Below are 17073 nucleotides of genomic sequence, written 5' to 3'. Positions count from 1 at the left end.
CTGGTGAGAAAGTGTCTATGAAAGCAGGTCTGTACCAACCAGATGAATTCAAGGATAACTGCGGTTTCGGCCTGATAGCCCATATGCAGGGCGAGCCCAGTCATACCCTTTTGCAAACGGCCATTGAGGCCCTGACCTGCATGACCCACCGCGGTGGGATCAACGCCGACGGCAAGACCGGTGACGGTTGCGGTCTGCTGATTCAAAAGCCGGATGTATTCCTGCGTGCCATCGCCCAGGAAACCTTCGGCGTCGAACTGCCCAAGCAATACGCTGTGGGCATGGTCTTCTTCAACCAGGACCCGGTGAAAGCCGAAGCCGCTCGCGAGCACATGAATCGCGAGATCCTTGCCGAAGGTCTGACTCTGGTCGGCTGGCGCAAAGTGCCGATCGACACCAGCGTCCTCGGCCGTCTGGCCCTCGAGCGCCTGCCGCAGATCGAACAAGTGTTCATCGGTGGTGAAGGCTTGAGCGATCAGGATATGGCGATCAAGCTGTTCAGCTCCCGTCGTCGTTCGTCCGTGGCCAACGCCGCCGACGTCGATCACTACATCTGCAGCTTTTCCCACAAGACCATCATTTATAAAGGCCTGATGATGCCGGCGGATTTGACCGCCTTCTATCCAGACCTGAGCGACCAGCGCCTGCAAACCTCGATCTGCGTGTTCCACCAGCGCTTCTCCACCAACACCTTGCCGAAATGGCCGCTGGCTCAGCCATTCCGCTTCCTCGCCCACAACGGCGAGATCAACACCATCACTGGCAACCGCAACTGGGCTCAGGCCCGTCGCACCAAGTTCACCAACGATCTGATGGATCTGGAAGAACTCGGCCCGCTGGTGAACCGCGTAGGTTCCGACTCCTCCAGCATGGACAACATGCTCGAGTTGATGGTCACCGGTGGCATCGACCTGTTCCGTGGCGTGCGGATGATCATTCCGCCTGCGTGGCAGAACGTCGAAACCATGGACCCGGATCTGCGGGCGTTCTACGAATACAACTCGATGCACATGGAACCGTGGGACGGCCCGGCCGGCGTGGTAATGACTGACGGTCGTTACGCGGTGTGCCTGCTTGACCGTAACGGTCTGCGTCCGGCGCGTTGGGTCACCACCAAGAACGGCTTCATTACCCTGGCCTCGGAAATCGGTGTCTGGAACTACCAGCCTGAAGACGTGATCGCCAAGGGTCGCGTTGGCCCTGGCCAGATCTTTGCCGTGGACACCGAAACCGGTCAGATCCTCGACACCGACGCCATCGACAACCGCTTGAAGTCCCGTCATCCGTACAAGCAATGGCTGCGCAAGAATGCCCTGCGCATCCAGGCGACCATGGAAGACAACGACCATGGTTCGGCGTTCTACGACGTCGATCAGCTCAAGCAGTACATGAAGATGTATCAGGTTACGTTCGAAGAGCGCGACCAGGTGCTGCGTCCGCTCGGCGAACAAGGCTACGAAGCCGTTGGCTCGATGGGCGACGATACGCCGATGGCCGTGCTGTCCCAGCGCGTGCGCACGCCGTACGACTATTTCCGTCAGCAGTTCGCGCAGGTCACCAACCCGCCGATCGACCCGCTGCGTGAAGCCATCGTCATGTCGTTGGAAATCTGCCTCGGTGCCGAGCGCAACATCTTCCAGGAATCGCCGGAACACGCTTCGCGCGTGATCCTCAGCTCGCCGGTCATTTCCCCGGCCAAGTGGCGCTCGCTGATGAACCTCGATCGTCCGGGCTTCGAACGCCAGATCATCGACCTCAACTACGACGAGAGCGTCGGCCTTGAAGCCGCAGTGCGCAATGTTGCCGATCAGGCTGAAGAAGCCGTTCGCGCCGGTCGCACCCAGATCGTGCTGAGTGACCGTCACATCGCCCCGGGCAAGTTGCCGATCCACGCTTCGCTGGCGACCGGTGCGGTGCACCACCGCCTGACCGAAAAAGGCCTGCGTTGCGACTCCAACATCCTGGTGGAAACCGCTACCGCCCGCGATCCGCATCACTTCGCGGTGCTGATCGGTTTCGGCGCTTCGGCGGTCTATCCGTTCCTGGCTTACGAAGTGCTGGGCGACCTGATCCGCACCGGTGAAGTGCTGGGCGACCTCTATGAGGTGTTCAAGAACTACCGTAAAGGCATCACCAAAGGCCTGCTGAAAATCCTGTCGAAGATGGGCATCTCCACCATCGCCTCGTACCGCGGTGCGCAACTGTTCGAGGCGATCGGCCTGTCCGAAGAAGTCTGCGACCTGAGCTTCCGTGGCGTACCGAGCCGCATCAAGGGCGCGCGTTTCGTCGACATCGAAGCCGAGCAGAAAGCCCTGGCGGCTGAAGCCTGGAGCCCGCGCAAGCCGATCCAGCAAGGTGGCCTGCTGAAGTTCGTCCACGGTGGCGAATATCACGCCTACAACCCGGACGTGGTCAGCACCCTGCAAGCCGCTGTGCAGCAGGGCGACTACAGCAAGTTCAAGGAATACACGGCGCTGGTGGACAACCGTCCGGTGTCGATGATCCGCGATCTGTTCAAGGTCAAGACCCTGGACACGCCGCTGGACATCAGTGAGATCGAGCCGCTGGAATCGGTGCTCAAGCGCTTCGACTCCGCGGGCATCTCTTTGGGCGCATTGTCGCCGGAAGCCCACGAAGCCCTGGCCGAAGCGATGAACCGCCTCGGTGCGCGTTCCAACTCCGGCGAAGGCGGCGAAGACCCGGCGCGCTACGGCACCATCAAGAGCTCGAAAATCAAGCAAGTGGCGACTGGCCGTTTCGGTGTAACCCCGGAATACCTGGTCAACGCTGAAGTGCTACAGATCAAGGTCGCTCAGGGCGCCAAGCCCGGCGAAGGCGGTCAGCTGCCAGGTGGCAAGGTCAACGGTCTGATCGCCAAACTGCGTTACGCAGTGCCGGGCGTGACCCTGATCTCGCCTCCGCCGCACCACGACATCTATTCGATCGAAGACTTGTCGCAGCTGATTTTCGACCTGAAACAAGTCAACCCGAAGGCTTTGGTCTCGGTGAAGCTGGTTGCAGAAGCGGGCGTCGGCACCATCGCTGCCGGTGTGGCCAAGGCCTACGCGGACTTGATCACCATCTCCGGCTACGACGGCGGCACCGGTGCATCGCCGCTGACCTCGATCAAATACGCGGGCGCTCCGTGGGAGCTCGGCCTGGCCGAAACCCACCAGACCCTGCGCGGCAACGACCTGCGCGGCAAAGTCCGGGTGCAGACCGACGGCGGCCTGAAAACCGGCCTCGACGTGATCAAGGCGGCGATTCTCGGCGCTGAAAGCTTCGGCTTCGGCACCGCGCCAATGATCGCCCTGGGCTGCAAATACCTGCGCATCTGCCACCTGAACAACTGCGCCACCGGCGTTGCGACTCAAAACGAGAAGCTGCGCAAGGATCACTACATCGGTACCGTCGACATGGTGGTGAATTTCTTCACCTACGTCGCCGAAGAAACCCGTGAGTGGCTGGCCAAGCTGGGCGTGCGCTCCCTCGAAGAGCTGATCGGTCGTACCGATCTGCTGGAAATCCTCGAAGGCCAGACCGTCAAGCAGAACCACCTGGACCTGACCCCGTTGCTGGGCAGCGATCACATCCCGGCAGACAAGCCTCAGTTCTGCCAGGTCGACCGCAACCCGCCGTTCGACAAAGGCCTGCTGGCCGAGAAGATGGTCGATTTGGCCACCTCGGCCATCAACGACATGAGCGGCGCCGATTTCGCCCTGGATATCTGCAACTGCGACCGTTCCATCGGCGCACGGATCTCCGGTGAAATTGCTCGCAAGCATGGCAACCAGGGCATGGCCAACGCGCCGATCACCTTCCGCTTCAAAGGCACGGCGGGTCAGAGCTTCGGTGTGTGGAACGCCGGCGGTCTGAACATGTACCTGGAAGGCGACGCCAACGACTACGTCGGCAAGGGCATGACCGGCGGCAAGCTGGTCATCGTTCCGCCGAAGGGCAGCATCTACAAGACTCAGGACAGTGCCATTATCGGCAACACCTGCCTGTATGGCGCCACCGGGGGCAAGCTGTTCGCCGCCGGTACCGCGGGCGAGCGTTTCGCGGTGCGTAACTCCGGTGCTCACACTGTTGTGGAAGGCACTGGCGATCACTGCTGCGAGTACATGACCGGTGGTTTCGTCTGCGTGTTGGGCAAGACCGGTTACAACTTCGGCTCCGGCATGACCGGCGGTTTCGCCTACGTGCTCGACCAGGACAACACCTTCGTTGACCGGGTCAACCACGAACTGGTGGAAATCCAGCGGATCAGCGGTGAGGCGATGGAAGCCTATCGCAGCCACCTGCAACGCGTGCTGAACGAATACGTCGAGGAAACCGACAGCGAGTGGGGTCGTAACCTCGCTGAAAACCTCGATGACTATTTGCGTCGTTTCTGGCTCGTCAAACCTAAGGCGGCGAGCCTGAAAACGTTGCTCTCCAGTACTCGTGCCAGTCCGCAGTAACGACGCAGCTGCAAGCGGCAAGCTTTAAGCCGCCAGTTAACAGCAGTGCGCGATGTGCCTGCCACCGTGATTGTCTTGCAGCTTGAAGCTTTCAGCTTCGAGCTGCTGTTGAGAGGTTTTAACAATGGCTGAACGTCTGAATAACGACTTCCAGTTCATCGATGTCGGGCGCAAAGATCCGAAGAAGAAACTGTTGCGTCAACGCAAGAAAGAGTTCGTGGAAATCTACGAACCCTTCAAACCCCAGCAGTCGGCCGATCAGGCCCACCGCTGCCTGGGTTGCGGTAACCCGTATTGCGAATGGAAGTGCCCGGTGCACAACTTCATTCCCAACTGGCTGAAACTGGTGGCCGAGGGCAACATCCTGCAGGCCGCCGAGCTGTCGCACCAGACCAACACCCTGCCGGAAGTCTGTGGCCGGGTGTGTCCTCAGGATCGTCTGTGCGAGGGTGCCTGCACCCTCAACGACGGTTTTGGTGCGGTGACCATCGGCTCGGTCGAGAAGTACATCACCGATACCGCGTTCGCCATGGGCTGGCGCCCGGACATGTCCAAGGTCAAACCGACCGGCAAGCGTGTCGCGGTGATCGGCGCAGGTCCTGCCGGCCTGGGTTGTGCCGACGTACTGGTGCGCGGCGGCGTGACCCCGGTGGTGTTCGACAAGAACCCGGAAATCGGCGGTCTGCTGACCTTCGGCATCCCCGAGTTCAAGCTGGAAAAGACCGTGCTGAGCAATCGCCGCGAAGTCTTCACCGGCATGGGTATCGAGTTCCGTCTGAACACTGAAGTGGGCAAGGACGTGACCATCGAGCATCTGCTCGAAGAATACGATGCCGTGTTCATGGGCATGGGCACCTACACCTACATGAAGGGCGGCTTTGCCGGTGAGGATCTGCCGGGTGTGCATGACGCGCTGGATTTCCTGATCGCCAACGTCAACCGCAACCTGGGCTTTGAAAAGTCGCCGGAAGATTTCGTCGACATGAAAGGCAAGAAGGTCGTGGTACTGGGTGGCGGCGACACCGCGATGGACTGCAACCGTACTTCGATTCGCCAGGGCGCCAAGTCGGTGACCTGTGCCTATCGTCGTGACGAAGCGAACATGCCGGGCTCGCGCAAAGAGGTGAAGAACGCCAAGGAAGAAGGCGTGAAATTCCTCTACAACCGCCAGCCGATCGCGATCGTCGGTGAAGACCGTGTCGAAGGTGTGAAGGTGGTCGAGACCCGTCTCGGCGAGCCGGACGCCCGTGGCCGCCGCAGCCCCGAGCCGATCCCGGGCTCCGAAGAGATCATCCCGGCCGACGCCGTGATCATCGCCTTCGGCTTCCGTCCAAGCCCGGCGTCGTGGTTCGAGCAATTCAGCATCCAGACCGACAGCCAGGGCCGCGTCGTGGCGCCGGAACAAGGCCAATACAAGCACCAGACCAGCAACCCGAAAATCTTCGCTGGTGGCGACATGGTGCGCGGTTCCGACCTGGTGGTAACGGCGATCTTCGAAGGCCGCAATGCGGCTGAAGGGATCCTGGATTACCTGGGCGTCTGACCTCGACCTGACATGCAGTAACCCTGTGGGAGCTGGCCTGTCAGCGATAGCATCACCTCGGTCTGACTGACACACCGAGGTGGCCGCATCGCTGGTAGGCCAGCTCCCACATTGGTTTTGGGGTGTTGCGAAGAAGGAGTTCCCCCGCGACAAATTGACCCGATAGACAAAAGGCTGACCTGCAACCGTGCCTTTTGCGTCGCGCTCTGAGAAAATGCCCGCACTTTTTTTTCGGATGCCGACATGACTGCCCTGAAGAACGACCGTTTCCTTCGCGCCCTGCTCAAGCAACCCGTAGACGTCACCCCTGTGTGGATGATGCGTCAGGCCGGTCGCTACCTGCCTGAATACCGCGCCAGCCGTGCCAAGGCCGGTGACTTCATGAGCCTGTGCATGAACCCGGCGTTCGCTTGCGAAGTCACGATGCAGCCGCTCGACCGCTATCCGCAACTGGACGCGGCGATCCTGTTCTCCGACATCCTCACCATCCCGGACGCCATGGGCCAAGGCCTGTACTTCGAAACCGGTGAAGGTCCGCGCTTCAAGAAAGTCGTCAGCACGATGGCTGACATCGAAGCCCTGCCGATTCCTGATCCGCACAAAGACCTCGGCTACGTCATGGACGCGGTCAGCACCATCCGTCGTGAACTGAACGGCCGCGTGCCGCTGATCGGCTTCTCCGGCAGCCCATGGACCCTGGCCACCTACATGGTCGAAGGCGGCTCGTCGAAAGACTTCCGCAAGACCAAAGCCATGCTCTACGACAACCCGCAAGCCATGCATTTGCTGCTGGATAAACTCGCGCAGTCAGTCACCAGCTACCTCAACGGCCAGATCATGGCCGGCGCGCAAGCGGTGCAGATCTTCGACACCTGGGGCGGTAACCTCTCCGCAGCGGCTTACCAGGAATTCTCCCTGGCCTACATGCGCAAAATCGTCAGCGGCCTGATCCGTGAACACGAAGGCCGCAAAGTACCGGTCATCCTGTTCACCAAGAACGGCGGGCTGTGGCTGGAAAGCATTGCCGACGCCGGCGCTGATGCGTTGGGCCTGGACTGGACTTGCGACATTGGCGAAGCCCGCCAACGCGTCGGCGGCAAAGTCGCCCTGCAAGGCAACATGGACCCGACCGTGCTTTACGCCAAGCCAGAAGCCATTCGCACCGAAGTCGGCCGCATCCTCGCCAGCTACGGCAAGGGCAGCGGCCACGTGTTCAACCTCGGTCATGGCATCACCCCGGAAGTCGATCCAGAACATGCCGGTGCGTTCCTGCGAGCGGTGCATGAGTTGTCGGCGCAGTATCACGAGTGATCGTCGCCCGATAAAAAACGCCCGGCTTATGCCGGGCGTTTTTGTTTGAGACATCAGGTAGTACTCGGTCAATGTGGGAGCGGGCTTGCCCGCGAAAGCGGTTGAACATTCAACATCGATGTCGACTGACCCGCCGCTTTCGCGAGCAAGCCCGCTCCCACATGGTTTTGCGTCAAGCTTTCACATCACCCAACGGCGGCAACTTCGCCAGCTTCAACGCCACCAACAGCGCAATCACCAACAACCCGCCGATAAACAGCCCGATCCCGTTCCATCCACCCAAGTGCCAGGCCACGCCGCCCGCCGTACCCGCGATACTCGACCCGGCGTAATAGCTGAACAGGTACAGCGACGACGCCTGTCCTCTGGCTTTGATCGCACGACGACCAATCCAGCTACTGGCCACCGAATGCGCACCGAAGAAGCCGAAGGTAAAAATCAGCATGCCGAGAATCACCAGCGGTAACGGCGTGAACATGGTCAGGGCGATGCCCGCGAGCATGACCACGATGGTTGCCCAGAGCACTTTGCGCCGGCCGAGCTGGTCGGCCAGGGCGCCGATTTTCGCCGAGCTGTAGATGCCCGACAGGTACACCACCGAGAGCAGCCCGACGAAGGCCTGATCCATGTGGTACGGCTCGGCCAGCAAGCGATAACCGATGTAGTTGAACAGCGTGACGAACGCGCCCATCAGCACAAATGCTTCGACAAACAACAAGGGCAGGCCGGCGTCGCGAAAGTGCATGGTGAAGCCGTCCAGCAAGCTGCGCGGATGCAGTGAGCGAGCGCGGAAGTTGCGCGACTCGGGAAGAATCTTCCAGAACACCGCTGCGGCAATCAGCGCCAGGCCACCAATGACCAGCATCGCCGTGTGCCAGCTGACGAAGTCGATCAATACCCCGACGATCAATCGTCCACACATGCCGCCGATGGCATTGCCACCGATGTACAAACCCATGGCCAGACCAAGGTGCTGCGGGTGGATCTCTTCGCTCAGGTAAGTCATCGCCACCGCCGCCAGACCGCTCAACGACAGGCCCACCAGCGCCCGCATCACCAGCACGCCTTGCCAGCTCGGGATCATTGCGCTGGCCATGGTGCAGAGAGCGGCGGCGAACAACGCGGCGACCATCACCGGTTTACGCCCGATGCGATCAGAGATGGGGCCGGTGATCAGCAAGCCGATGGCGAGCATGCCGGTGGCGACCGACAGGATCAGGCTGCTCTGCGCAGCATTAATGGAAAATTCGTGGGACAGCAGCGGCATCATCGGCTGCACGCAATAAAGCAGAGCGAAGGTCGCGAAGCCTCCCGAGAACAGCGCCAGCACCGTGCGCATGAACATCGGCGTGCCTTTTTCGATGTAGATCTCGCTTCGCTCGACGACGACATCATCCAGCGCAGTGGGCGGAATTTCATGGGCGAGTGGGGCGACAGCAGTTTTCACTTCGGACCTCGGAGGGCGCAGCCCGGTCAGGCAATGGAAAAATCATATAGCTGCCTAATGATTCAATCCAATATATTGTTCGACCTGTTTGATAGGTTTAACGACCTAATGGAGTTTTCATGGAATTGCGCCACCTGCGCTACTTCATTGCAGTCGCCGAAGAACTGCATTTCGGCCGCGCCGCCCAGGTGCTGGGCATCTCGCAACCACCGCTGAGCCAGCAGATTCAGGCGCTGGAGCAGGAGGTCGGCGCCCGGTTGTTCGAACGAACCAATCGTCGGGTCGAACTCAGTGAGGCGGGGCGGTTGTTCCTGGAAGAGGCGCGGCTGGCGCTGGCTCAGGTCGACAAAGCGGCGGATGTAGCACGGCGGGCACAACTCGGCGAATTGGGTGAACTGAAGATCGGCTTCACTTCGTCGGCACCGTTCAACTCGACCATTCCCCAAGCGATTTTCTCGTTTCGCCAGCGCTTCCCGGCGGTGCACCTGAACCTGCGGGAAATGAGCAGCACTCAAGTGGCCGATGCACTGGTTGATGAGTCGATCGAAGTCGGGATCATGCGACCGCTTGGGCTGCCGGACTCGCTCAGCGTAGTGGAACTGATGCGTGAGCCTCTGGTGGCGGTGCTTAGTTCCAAGCATCCGCTGGTGAATGGCAGCGAAGAAGGCCTGTTCCTGTCAGCCCTGGCCCTCGAACCGTTCGTATTTTTCCCTCGCAGCTATGGCAGTGGTTTGTACGCACAATTGCTCAGCCTTGCACGGGATGCCGGTTTCAGCCCGCACTTTGCCCAAGAGGCTGGCGAGGCGATGACCATCATTGGTTTGGTGGCGGCGGGGCTTGGGGTGTCGGTGTTGCCGGCGTCTTATCAGCGGATGCGTATCGATGGCGTGGTGTATCGGCCGTTGCTGGATCCGGAAGCGGTGTCGGCAGTGTGGCTGGTGCAGCGCAAGGACCAGAAGTCGCCGATGGCCAAGGCGTTTGTGGAGTTGTTGACGCGTAAGGTTGAGCCTCTGAAGCCGTGACGGCTTGCATGGTCTCTCCTTGACATAAAAAGCACTGCAGCACCACACCTGCTGGGCGCTCGTCGTTCAAACGGGCTGGGTAGCAGCCTGCTTGAGCGAATGTAGGTCGTGGATTTAGGTGGTGCTGTGCATATGGTCACGGCCGTTCATCTGATGAAAATGATCGTGCATTGGACCGCACTTGCATTAATCACTCTCTGCCATGCAGAAGGATTTGTTGCAGGCCCCTGATCTCAGCTATGTACAGAGCTGGGAATCTGTCGAGTACCATTCCGTTGTCGACATTGTTCGTAGTGCACGACAATGAATCCATTAAATACCCTGACGCATCTCTGACAGGTATGGCATATCATTGAGTACCTACACGGACGGCAGCGCTCACAATGCCACCCCTGTCTGTCGTGCCTCACGATGGGAAGGTCAGGCCTTTGAGATGCTAGGCACAGGCGATTGTTGATGACATTCAGACCACATGAAAAGTTGATTTATCACATCACCGACATCACAAACCTCCCAGCTATCATGGAGTGTGGGTTGCTTTCTGATGCTGTTATGGCCGCCCGAGGTGGGCATGAAATAATCGGCTACCCCCATATCAAGCAGCGTAGGCTTGAAGTCTTAACAGTGGATTGCTGCGATTCAAAATACGTAGGTGAGTTTGTCCCTTTCTATTTTTGTCCCCGCTCTCCTATGCTCTACACTATTAATCTTGGTAACACAGGTAGAGTTGCAGGCTGCCAAACAGAAATTCTCCATCTGGTGAGCTCTGTCGGAAATGCATTGCCTGACGACCGTGATTGGGCCTTCAGTGATGGAAATGCGGGGGCGTGCCATACCTCTTTTTATGATGATTTGACCTCGATGGTAGACTTGGATTGGTCAGCGATTAACGCCAGATTTTGGCAAGGTAAAACTCATGAGAAGCAGGCGGAGTTTCTGGTTGAGGAGCATTTTCAATGGAACCGCTTCCATGGCATTGGTTGTCATAATGCAGATGTAGCGCAGCGGGTAGGTGCAATTTTGCAGCGTTCTGCCCACCGGCCCGAAGTAAAGGTGAAAAATGACTGGTACTACTGACATGATCAAACTTAGCAAAGGCAATCTTCTCACTGCGCCTGCGGAAGCTTTGGTGAATACAGTCAACACCGAAGGCGTAATGGGCAAAGGGATAGCATTGCAGTTTAAGCAAGCCTTTCCTGAAATGTATAAGAGCTACCAGCAAGCTTGCAAGGATCAGACAGTAAAACTTGGCAAGGTTCATGTTTATGATCTAGGTGGATTAGTTGGTGGTCCGCGGTGGATTATTAATTTCCCAACGAAGGGTCACTGGCGTTCAAAAAGTAAGCTTGAAAGCATTCAACGCGGACTGGAAGATTTGGTGCAGACAGTGAATAACTTACATATCAAGTCTATCGCTATTCCACCGCTAGGCTGTGGTTTGGGCGGTCTAGATTGGAGTGAAGTTAAGCCAGCAATTGAGCAGGCGTTTGCCACTGTGCCGGAGGTTGAGGTTTTGCTGTTCTCGCCACACGGTGCACCTGCTGCCAAAGAAATGCTGAATGCAACGGAGCGTCCCAAAATGACCGATGGTCGCGCAGCGCTTGTTGTACTGATGCAGCAGTACTTGAAAGGATTTCTAGATCCTTGCGTCAGCCTATTAGAAGTTCACAAGCTCATGTATTTCTTGCAAGAAAGCGGCAAGTCATTACGGCTTCAATTCGAACCCAAGCCATTTGGTCCTTATGCAAAGAATTTACGACAAGTACTGATAAAAATTGATGGTCACTTCATTCATGGATATGGCGATGGCAAAGACGCACCGACGAAGCCGCTTGAACTTAAAGCAGATGCGGTGTCCGAGGCTGTTGAGTTTTTGAAGAACGATGTCGATACACATAAAAAAATGGAACGGGTTGCTAAGCTTATTGAAGGATTTGAAGATCCGTATGGTATGGAGTTACTAAGCACTGTTCATTGGGTTATGTGTCATACGCCATCGGCCAATAATGATGCTGACGTCGCGGTCAGAGCGGTGCAGGATTGGAGTTCTCGCAAAAAGTCACAGATGAAGCCAGAACATCTAAAACGCGCATGGAATCGACTCAAGGAATTGAACTGGGACCGAGAATCAAAAAGCAGCGCATATATCAATTAGTGCCTGTCGAACTCTCAAAACAGCTCAAGATTACTTCACGTTGCGCTCTCAAGCAGAGCCATTGAAAGCCCAGTAGCTGAATAATCTAGGGGCTTTGTTCGTTGTGCTTTCAGGAATGACGCGTTGCGCGTAAACGGAATCAGCTTGGCTATGGTGGCCACGCTGACGTGGGGGTGGAAGTCCTTTACACACTTGGCAAGGAGGAGCGTTAGCTGAACGCGTTCCCGAAAGGGGCTTGTAAGACTCTGAGGATCTTGGACAACCAGCCATCACAGAGCCAGACAGGTAAAGGGCGATGACAACCCGACCTGTTTGAAAAAAGGGCGCCGAAAGGCGCCCTTTGTCATTGTGGCGAGGGAGCTTGCTCCCGCTTGAGTACGTAGCGCTCACAAAATCTTCAGTGACGTCAGGATTTGGGGGCTGCTGCGCAGCCCAGCGCGAGCAAGCTCGCTCGCCACAGGACGAGCGTTCGGCTCGTCCTCCTATTGAACTCAAGGTCTTACTGAACCTTCGCCAAATCCCCTTTCAACGCGACACCCGCCATGAGCGCCCCTGCGTGGCACTCATAATTCTTGGCATCCTTGCGCTCATTGCTTTTGTAGAAGCTGACGATGTTGGTCACGGCGTTGGCGCCGGCGTTCTTCGCGGCCTGGTGCAGGCTGATGATTGCCGATTGCGCGACCCATTCGCAGGCCACTTCGTCAGACTTGTTGAAGGCGTTGGTTTTCTTGTTGGTTACAGCGCCGGCGCTGAGGACGGTGACGTTGCCAGTCGGTGTATTGCCTGCCAGGTAGAACTTCACGCTGCCATCGATTTTGCCGGCACGGGTTGCTTCGGCGACGGCTTTGTCAAAAGGCAGATACACCGCAGTGTCACGGGCCTGGCTGATGCTCGGCAATGCGCAGATCAGCAGGGTGGCGGCGGCAGCGAGTTTCTTGAAGTGCATGAAGGTCTCCTTGACCCTGAGTTATTCGATTACGACCAGCGGCGGAAAATCAACGAGGTGTTGACCCCACCAAAAGCGAAATTGTTGTTCATCACGTACTCATTGCTCATCTGCCGGAATTCACCGCGCAGGTAATCGAGCGTGCCGCACTGCGGATCGACCTCATCGAGGTTGAAGGTGTGCACGTACTGGTCGCGGTTCATCATTTCGATGCTGAACCAGGACTCCAGCGCGCCGCAGGCTCCCAGGGTGTGACCGAGGAAACTCTTCTGCGAACTGATTGGCATGTGTTCGCCGAACAACGCGCTGGTGGCCAGTGTTTCGGCAATGTCGCCCTGTTCTGTAGCGGTGCCATGGCCATTCACATAGCCGATGGCCGATGGCTGCAGCCCGGCGTCTTCCAGGGCGAGTTCCATGGCTCGGCGCATGGTGAGCTGCTCTGGACGGGTGGCGTGCTGACCGTCGGCGTTGCTGCCGAAACCGACGATCTCGGCGTGGATGCGGGCACCGCGTGCCAGGGCGTGTTCGAGCTCTTCGAGCACCAGCATGCCGCCGCCTTCACCGATCACCAGGCCATCGCGGCCGGTGTCGTAAGGGCGAGGGCTGGTTTGCGGGGCATCGTTTTTCAGGCTGGTGGCGTAGAGCGCATCGAACACCATGGCTTCGGTCGGGCACAGCTCTTCGGCGCCGCCGGCGAGCATCAGCGGCAGGCGGCCGAACTTGATCGATTCGTAGGCATAACCGATGCCTTGGCTGCCGCTGGTGCAGGCGCTGGAGGTCGGGATCAGCCTGCCGGTGAGGCCGAAGAAGATGCTGACATTAGCCGCTGTGGTGTGCGGCATCATCCGCACGTAGGAGTTGGCGTTCAGGCCTTCGGCCACCGAGTTGAGTAGCATATTGCCGAACGCCTTGATCTCGTCGGTGCTGCCGGTGGACGAGCCGCAGGAAACGCCCATGCGCCCGTCCTTGATCGATTCGTCACCCAGCAGCCCGGCATCCGCCAACGCTTGCTCAGCGGCACCAACAGCGAGCCGCGAGACGCGGCCCATGCTGCGCAGTTGCTTGCGGGTCCAGTGGCTCGGCACTTTGAAGTCATCGATCGGCCCGGCCAGGCGTGTGCTGAGTTCAGTGAAACGATCCCACTCGTCCATGCGGCGGATGCCGCTGCGGTTGGCCGCGAAGTTGGCGGCGATGGTGTCCCAGTCGCTGCCCAGTGAGGTGATGCCGGCCATGCCGGTGACGACGACGCGCTTCATCAGCACAGGCCTCCATTGACGGCCAGAACCTGCCGGGTGATGTACGACGCTTCCGCCGACATCAGGAAATTCACTGCACCGGCTACCTCTTCCGGGGTGCCCATGCGTTGTGCGGGGATCATTTTCATCAGTTCTTCCACCGGCACGTTTTCATCGAGCATCGCCGTGTCGATCAGGCCGGGTGCAACACAGTTGACGGTGATTTTGCGCTTGCCCAGTTCGATCGCCAACGCCTTGGCTGCGCCGATCAAACCGGCCTTGGACGCGCTGTAATTGACTTGCCCGCGATTGCCGATCAACCCGGAAACCGAAGTGATGCAGACAATCCGTCCGGCGGCGCGACGACGGATCATCGGCATCATCACCGGGTGCAGCACGTTGTAGAAACCGTCGAGATTGGTGCGCATCACCAGATCCCAATCCTCCTCGCTCAGGGCCGGGAAAGCACCGTCGCGGGTCAGGCCGGCGTTGAGCACCACGCCATAATAGGCGCCGCGGGCTTCGACGTCGGCTTCAAGAATAGCTTTGCAACTGGCGCGGTCGGACACGTCAAATTGCAGGATGCGAGCGTTGCGGCCCAGGGTCTCGACTTCGACCTTGACGGCTTCGGCGTCCGCCAGACCGCTGCGGCAGTGCAGCACGATGTCATGCCCGGCCCGGGCCAGACGCAACGCGATAGCGCGGCCAATACCACGGCTGGAGCCGGTGACCAGTACGGATTCAGTCATCACTCGACTCCTTGGGGTTCATGAAGATATTGCGCGGCCTGAGGCGGGCGAAACACGTTCAGCCGGGCGGTGGCGTGGATGCCGGGGGCAGTGAGGTGGCATTCGAACACACCCATGCCGTTGTCGTCTTCCAGCGAGCGTATTCCATGGATGGTCAACTCGGTACCGGCGGGGAAGTGTTCCACGTTGCATTCGAATTTACGGGTGCCGAGCAGGAAACCCAACTCCACCGCATTGCCTTTCTGGCGCGCATGGCAGCCGGCGTACGCGGCAACGCTCTGGGCCATCAGCTCGATGCCGACCCAGGCCGGCAGGCTGCCATCGGGGCGATTGAACAGGCCGCCGGGTTTGACGGTGAGTCGGGTATGAATCTGTTCGTCATCGAACGACAGGATTTGCTCGATGAGGATCATGTCGCCGGCATGCGGCAGCAGTTCGGCGAGCGGCCAGGTAATCATGGAGCGTCTCCGATAATCAGGCTGACGTTATTGCCACCAAAGGCAAAGGAATTGCTCATCAGGTAGCGAGGTGCAATGGACGTCAGGTGGTCAGTCGGGGTCACCCAGTGCAGGGCCGGCAATTCGGGGTCGGGCTGGCCATCCCAGACGTGGGGCGGCAGGGCGTGCTCGCGGTTGTCCACGCTCAGGCTCAACCAGCAGAACGCCGCTTCCAGGGCACCGGCAGCGCCGAGGGTATGGCCGGTCATCGGTTTGGTCGACGAGCAGGGCACGCCTTGCGGGAATAGCGTCGTCACGGCCAGGCTTTCCATGGCGTCGTTATGTTGCGTGGCGGTGCCGTGGAGGTTCAGGTAACCGATCTGCTGCGGTTGCAGCCCTGCGCGGCTCAAGGCTTTGCGCATCGCTTGCAGGGCGCCACGGCCGGTCGGTTCCGGCGCGGAAATATGGTGTGCATCAGAGCTGGCACCGCTGCCCAGCAGGGCAATCGCTTGGCCGTTGCCGGCGTTTTTGCTCATCAGAAACAGCACCGCCGCTTCGCCGATATTGATGCCGTTGCGGTTGGCTGAAAACGGATTGCAGCGCTGTTCGGACACCGCTTCCAGGGCCGAGAAACCGTTGAGGGTCAGCTTGCACAAACTGTCGACACCGCCGCACAAAACGGCGTCGCACATGCCCAGGTCGAGCAGTCGTTGGGCGCTCATCAGCGCGCGGGCGCTGGAGGTGCAGGCGGTGGAAATCACATAGGCCGGGCCGCTCAATTGCAGCCAGTCGGCGAGAAACGTCGCTGGTGCGCCGAGTTCCTGTTGCTGATAGTCATAGTCGGCAGGGAACTCATGCTCTCGGATGTAATGGGCCAGACCGTTGCTGGCCTCGTGAATGCCCGAGGTGCTGGTGCCCAGGATGACGCCGATACGATCGCGGCCGTAGGTCTGGATCGCCTGCTCGATGTCTTCGCGAATTTGCAGCGCAGCCTCCAGCAGCAATTGATTGTTGCGACTGCTTTGATGCGCCAGCTCAGGCGGAATCGGCGCCAGCTCGCCGCGCACCGACGCGACCGGCAGCGAGCGTTCCGCCACCCAGCCGGCCTCGCTGCGCATGCCCGAGCAATCGCCGGCAAACAGGTTGCGGGCGACTTCCTGCTTGTCTCGGCCCAGGGCGCAGATTACCCCGAGGGCATTCAGATAGGCCGTCATGGCGTGTGCTCGCCTAACGGAGTGACGCGATAATGCGGGCCTTGGGACACGTTCAATTCAAAGCTCAGTGGTTGTGAATAGCGGATGTTCCAGCGTGGTGACAAGGATCGTTGCCCGCCATCCTGCCGGGCGGCGGGATAGTTGCGATGCAACTCGCCCGCAGGGGTCAACGCAAACAATAAGGCAGCGAACAACTCCCGGGCTTCCGGATTGGGCGGCAGCAGGCCGTCGGCCTGCCATTGGCCATCGATCAGTTTCTGCCGTGCCACGGGAATCCCCAAAGGGTCCATCATCGACCAGCGAATGCCCGGGCCTTCACGCTGGATTACCAGCAGCCAGTCCTGACGTTGCTCGGCCATCTGTCGTTCGATGTGCAGTTGCAGCGGCAACGCCAGGTTCGGGGTTTGCTCGGGCAACGGTGCCTGGCTGGCGCAGGCGCTCAGCAACAGGGCACAACTGAACAGCAAAAAACGGATCAGCACCGCAGGCCCTGTGGGAGCGAGCCTGTGTGGCGAGGGGGTTTGTCGGAACGCCGCATCGCCCCGTTCGGC

13 protein-coding genes are annotated in these 17073 nt (G+C 59.2%); 6 read left to right on the top strand and 7 right to left on the bottom strand.

All coding sequences use genetic code 11. From position 1 onward, the window contains the following. The first annotated feature begins 17 nt into the window (after positions 1-17). The 3 genes from gltB to hemE all read left to right on the top strand — a co-directional run bounded on the left by gltB (position 18) and on the right by hemE (position 7317). Positions 18-4463, top strand: a complete 4446-nt coding sequence (gene gltB, locus PMI18_RS18095; RefSeq protein ID WP_007899202.1) for a glutamate synthase large subunit — start codon at positions 18-20, stop codon at positions 4461-4463. 124 nt (positions 4464-4587) lie between these two features. Next, entirely contained in the window at positions 4588-6006 is a 1419-nt protein-coding gene (locus tag PMI18_RS18100; protein WP_007899200.1) for an FAD-dependent oxidoreductase, read from the top strand. Positions 6007-6249: 243 nt separating this feature from the next. Continuing rightward, on the top strand, positions 6250-7317 hold the full coding sequence (hemE, locus tag PMI18_RS18105) for a uroporphyrinogen decarboxylase (protein ID WP_007899197.1): 1068 nt from the start codon (positions 6250-6252) through the stop codon (positions 7315-7317). A gap of 172 nt (positions 7318-7489) precedes the next feature. Here hemE and PMI18_RS18110 read toward each other — a convergent pair whose 3' ends face one another. Continuing rightward, on the bottom strand, positions 7490-8731 hold the full coding sequence (locus tag PMI18_RS18110) for an MFS transporter (RefSeq protein ID WP_443200866.1): 1242 nt from the start codon (positions 8729-8731) through the stop codon (positions 7490-7492). A 152-nt stretch (positions 8732-8883) separates the two neighbouring features. Between PMI18_RS18110 and PMI18_RS18115 the strand changes: the two genes are divergently transcribed. The 3 genes from PMI18_RS18115 to darG all read left to right on the top strand — a co-directional run bounded on the left by PMI18_RS18115 (position 8884) and on the right by darG (position 11941). Beyond that, the gene (locus tag PMI18_RS18115) at positions 8884-9786 is read left to right on the top strand and encodes a LysR family transcriptional regulator (RefSeq protein WP_007899180.1); all 903 of its coding nucleotides are present in this window, start codon (positions 8884-8886) and stop codon (positions 9784-9786) included. Positions 9787-10242: 456 nt separating this feature from the next. Next, positions 10243-10863 (top strand): type II toxin-antitoxin system toxin DNA ADP-ribosyl transferase DarT, encoded by a 621-nt coding sequence (gene darT, locus PMI18_RS18120; protein ID WP_007899178.1) that lies wholly within the window; start codon positions 10243-10245, stop codon positions 10861-10863. Between the two features lies 1 nt (position 10864). After that, a complete protein-coding gene (gene darG / locus PMI18_RS18125; RefSeq protein ID WP_033036280.1) occupies positions 10865-11941 on the top strand; it encodes a type II toxin-antitoxin system antitoxin DNA ADP-ribosyl glycohydrolase DarG in 1077 nt (358 codons plus the stop codon). A gap of 499 nt (positions 11942-12440) precedes the next feature. On the opposite strand, the gene PMI18_RS18130 is transcribed toward darG, so the two are convergent. The 6 genes from PMI18_RS18130 to PMI18_RS18155 are packed head-to-tail and all read right to left on the bottom strand — an operon-like array spanning position 12441 to position 17001. Then, positions 12441-12887 (bottom strand): hypothetical protein, encoded by a 447-nt coding sequence (locus PMI18_RS18130; RefSeq protein WP_007899174.1) that lies wholly within the window; start codon positions 12885-12887, stop codon positions 12441-12443. A gap of 29 nt (positions 12888-12916) precedes the next feature. Further along, complete coding sequence (locus PMI18_RS18135; protein WP_007899172.1) at positions 12917-14143, bottom strand: beta-ketoacyl-ACP synthase; 1227 nt, start codon at positions 14141-14143, stop codon at positions 12917-12919. Then, complete coding sequence (gene fabG, locus PMI18_RS18140) at positions 14143-14871, bottom strand: 3-oxoacyl-ACP reductase FabG (RefSeq protein WP_007899160.1); 729 nt, start codon at positions 14869-14871, stop codon at positions 14143-14145. The genes PMI18_RS18135 and fabG overlap by 1 nt, the downstream gene beginning before the upstream one ends. After that, positions 14871-15329 (bottom strand): hotdog family protein, encoded by a 459-nt coding sequence (locus tag PMI18_RS18145; protein WP_007899158.1) that lies wholly within the window; start codon positions 15327-15329, stop codon positions 14871-14873. Before PMI18_RS18145 ends, fabG begins: the two co-directional genes overlap by 1 nt. Further along, positions 15326-16522, bottom strand: coding sequence for a beta-ketoacyl-[acyl-carrier-protein] synthase family protein (locus tag PMI18_RS18150; RefSeq protein WP_007899156.1), 1197 nt, complete (start codon positions 16520-16522; stop codon positions 15326-15328). The genes PMI18_RS18145 and PMI18_RS18150 overlap by 4 nt, the downstream gene beginning before the upstream one ends. Next, a complete protein-coding gene (locus PMI18_RS18155) occupies positions 16519-17001 on the bottom strand; it encodes a DUF3261 domain-containing protein (protein ID WP_033036290.1) in 483 nt (160 codons plus the stop codon). Before PMI18_RS18155 ends, PMI18_RS18150 begins: the two co-directional genes overlap by 4 nt. Between the last annotated feature and the right edge of the window lie 72 nt (positions 17002-17073).

Origin of the sequence: Pseudomonas sp. GM102 (assembly GCF_000282555.1) — a bacterium.
In the GTDB taxonomy this organism is placed as follows: Bacteria; Pseudomonadota; Gammaproteobacteria; order Pseudomonadales; family Pseudomonadaceae; genus Aquipseudomonas.
The sequence above is the reverse complement of the archived record's forward strand: the minus strand, read 5'-3'. Positions and strand labels throughout refer to the sequence as shown.

Excerpts from the sequence above, each read along its gene's own strand:
- PMI18_RS18100 (WP_007899200.1), top strand. The coding sequence starts at position 4,588 with ATGGCTGAACGTCTGAATAACGACTTCCAGTTCATCGATGTCGGGCGC.
- PMI18_RS18150 (WP_007899156.1), bottom strand. The coding sequence starts at position 16,522 with ATGACGGCCTATCTGAATGCCCTCGGGGTAATCTGCGCCCTGGGCCGA.
- PMI18_RS18130 (WP_007899174.1), bottom strand. The coding sequence starts at position 12,887 with ATGCACTTCAAGAAACTCGCTGCCGCCGCCACCCTGCTGATCTGCGCA.
- darG (WP_033036280.1), top strand. The coding sequence starts at position 10,865 with ATGATCAAACTTAGCAAAGGCAATCTTCTCACTGCGCCTGCGGAAGCT.
- PMI18_RS18145 (WP_007899158.1), bottom strand. The coding sequence starts at position 15,329 with ATGATTACCTGGCCGCTCGCCGAACTGCTGCCGCATGCCGGCGACATG.
- gltB (WP_007899202.1), top strand. The coding sequence starts at position 18 with ATGAAAGCAGGTCTGTACCAACCAGATGAATTCAAGGATAACTGCGGT.
- PMI18_RS18135 (WP_007899172.1), bottom strand. The coding sequence starts at position 14,143 with ATGAAGCGCGTCGTCGTCACCGGCATGGCCGGCATCACCTCACTGGGC.
- hemE (WP_007899197.1), top strand. The coding sequence starts at position 6,250 with ATGACTGCCCTGAAGAACGACCGTTTCCTTCGCGCCCTGCTCAAGCAA.
- fabG (WP_007899160.1), bottom strand. The coding sequence starts at position 14,871 with ATGACTGAATCCGTACTGGTCACCGGCTCCAGCCGTGGTATTGGCCGC.
- PMI18_RS18115 (WP_007899180.1), top strand. The coding sequence starts at position 8,884 with ATGGAATTGCGCCACCTGCGCTACTTCATTGCAGTCGCCGAAGAACTG.
- darT (WP_007899178.1), top strand. The coding sequence starts at position 10,243 with ATGACATTCAGACCACATGAAAAGTTGATTTATCACATCACCGACATC.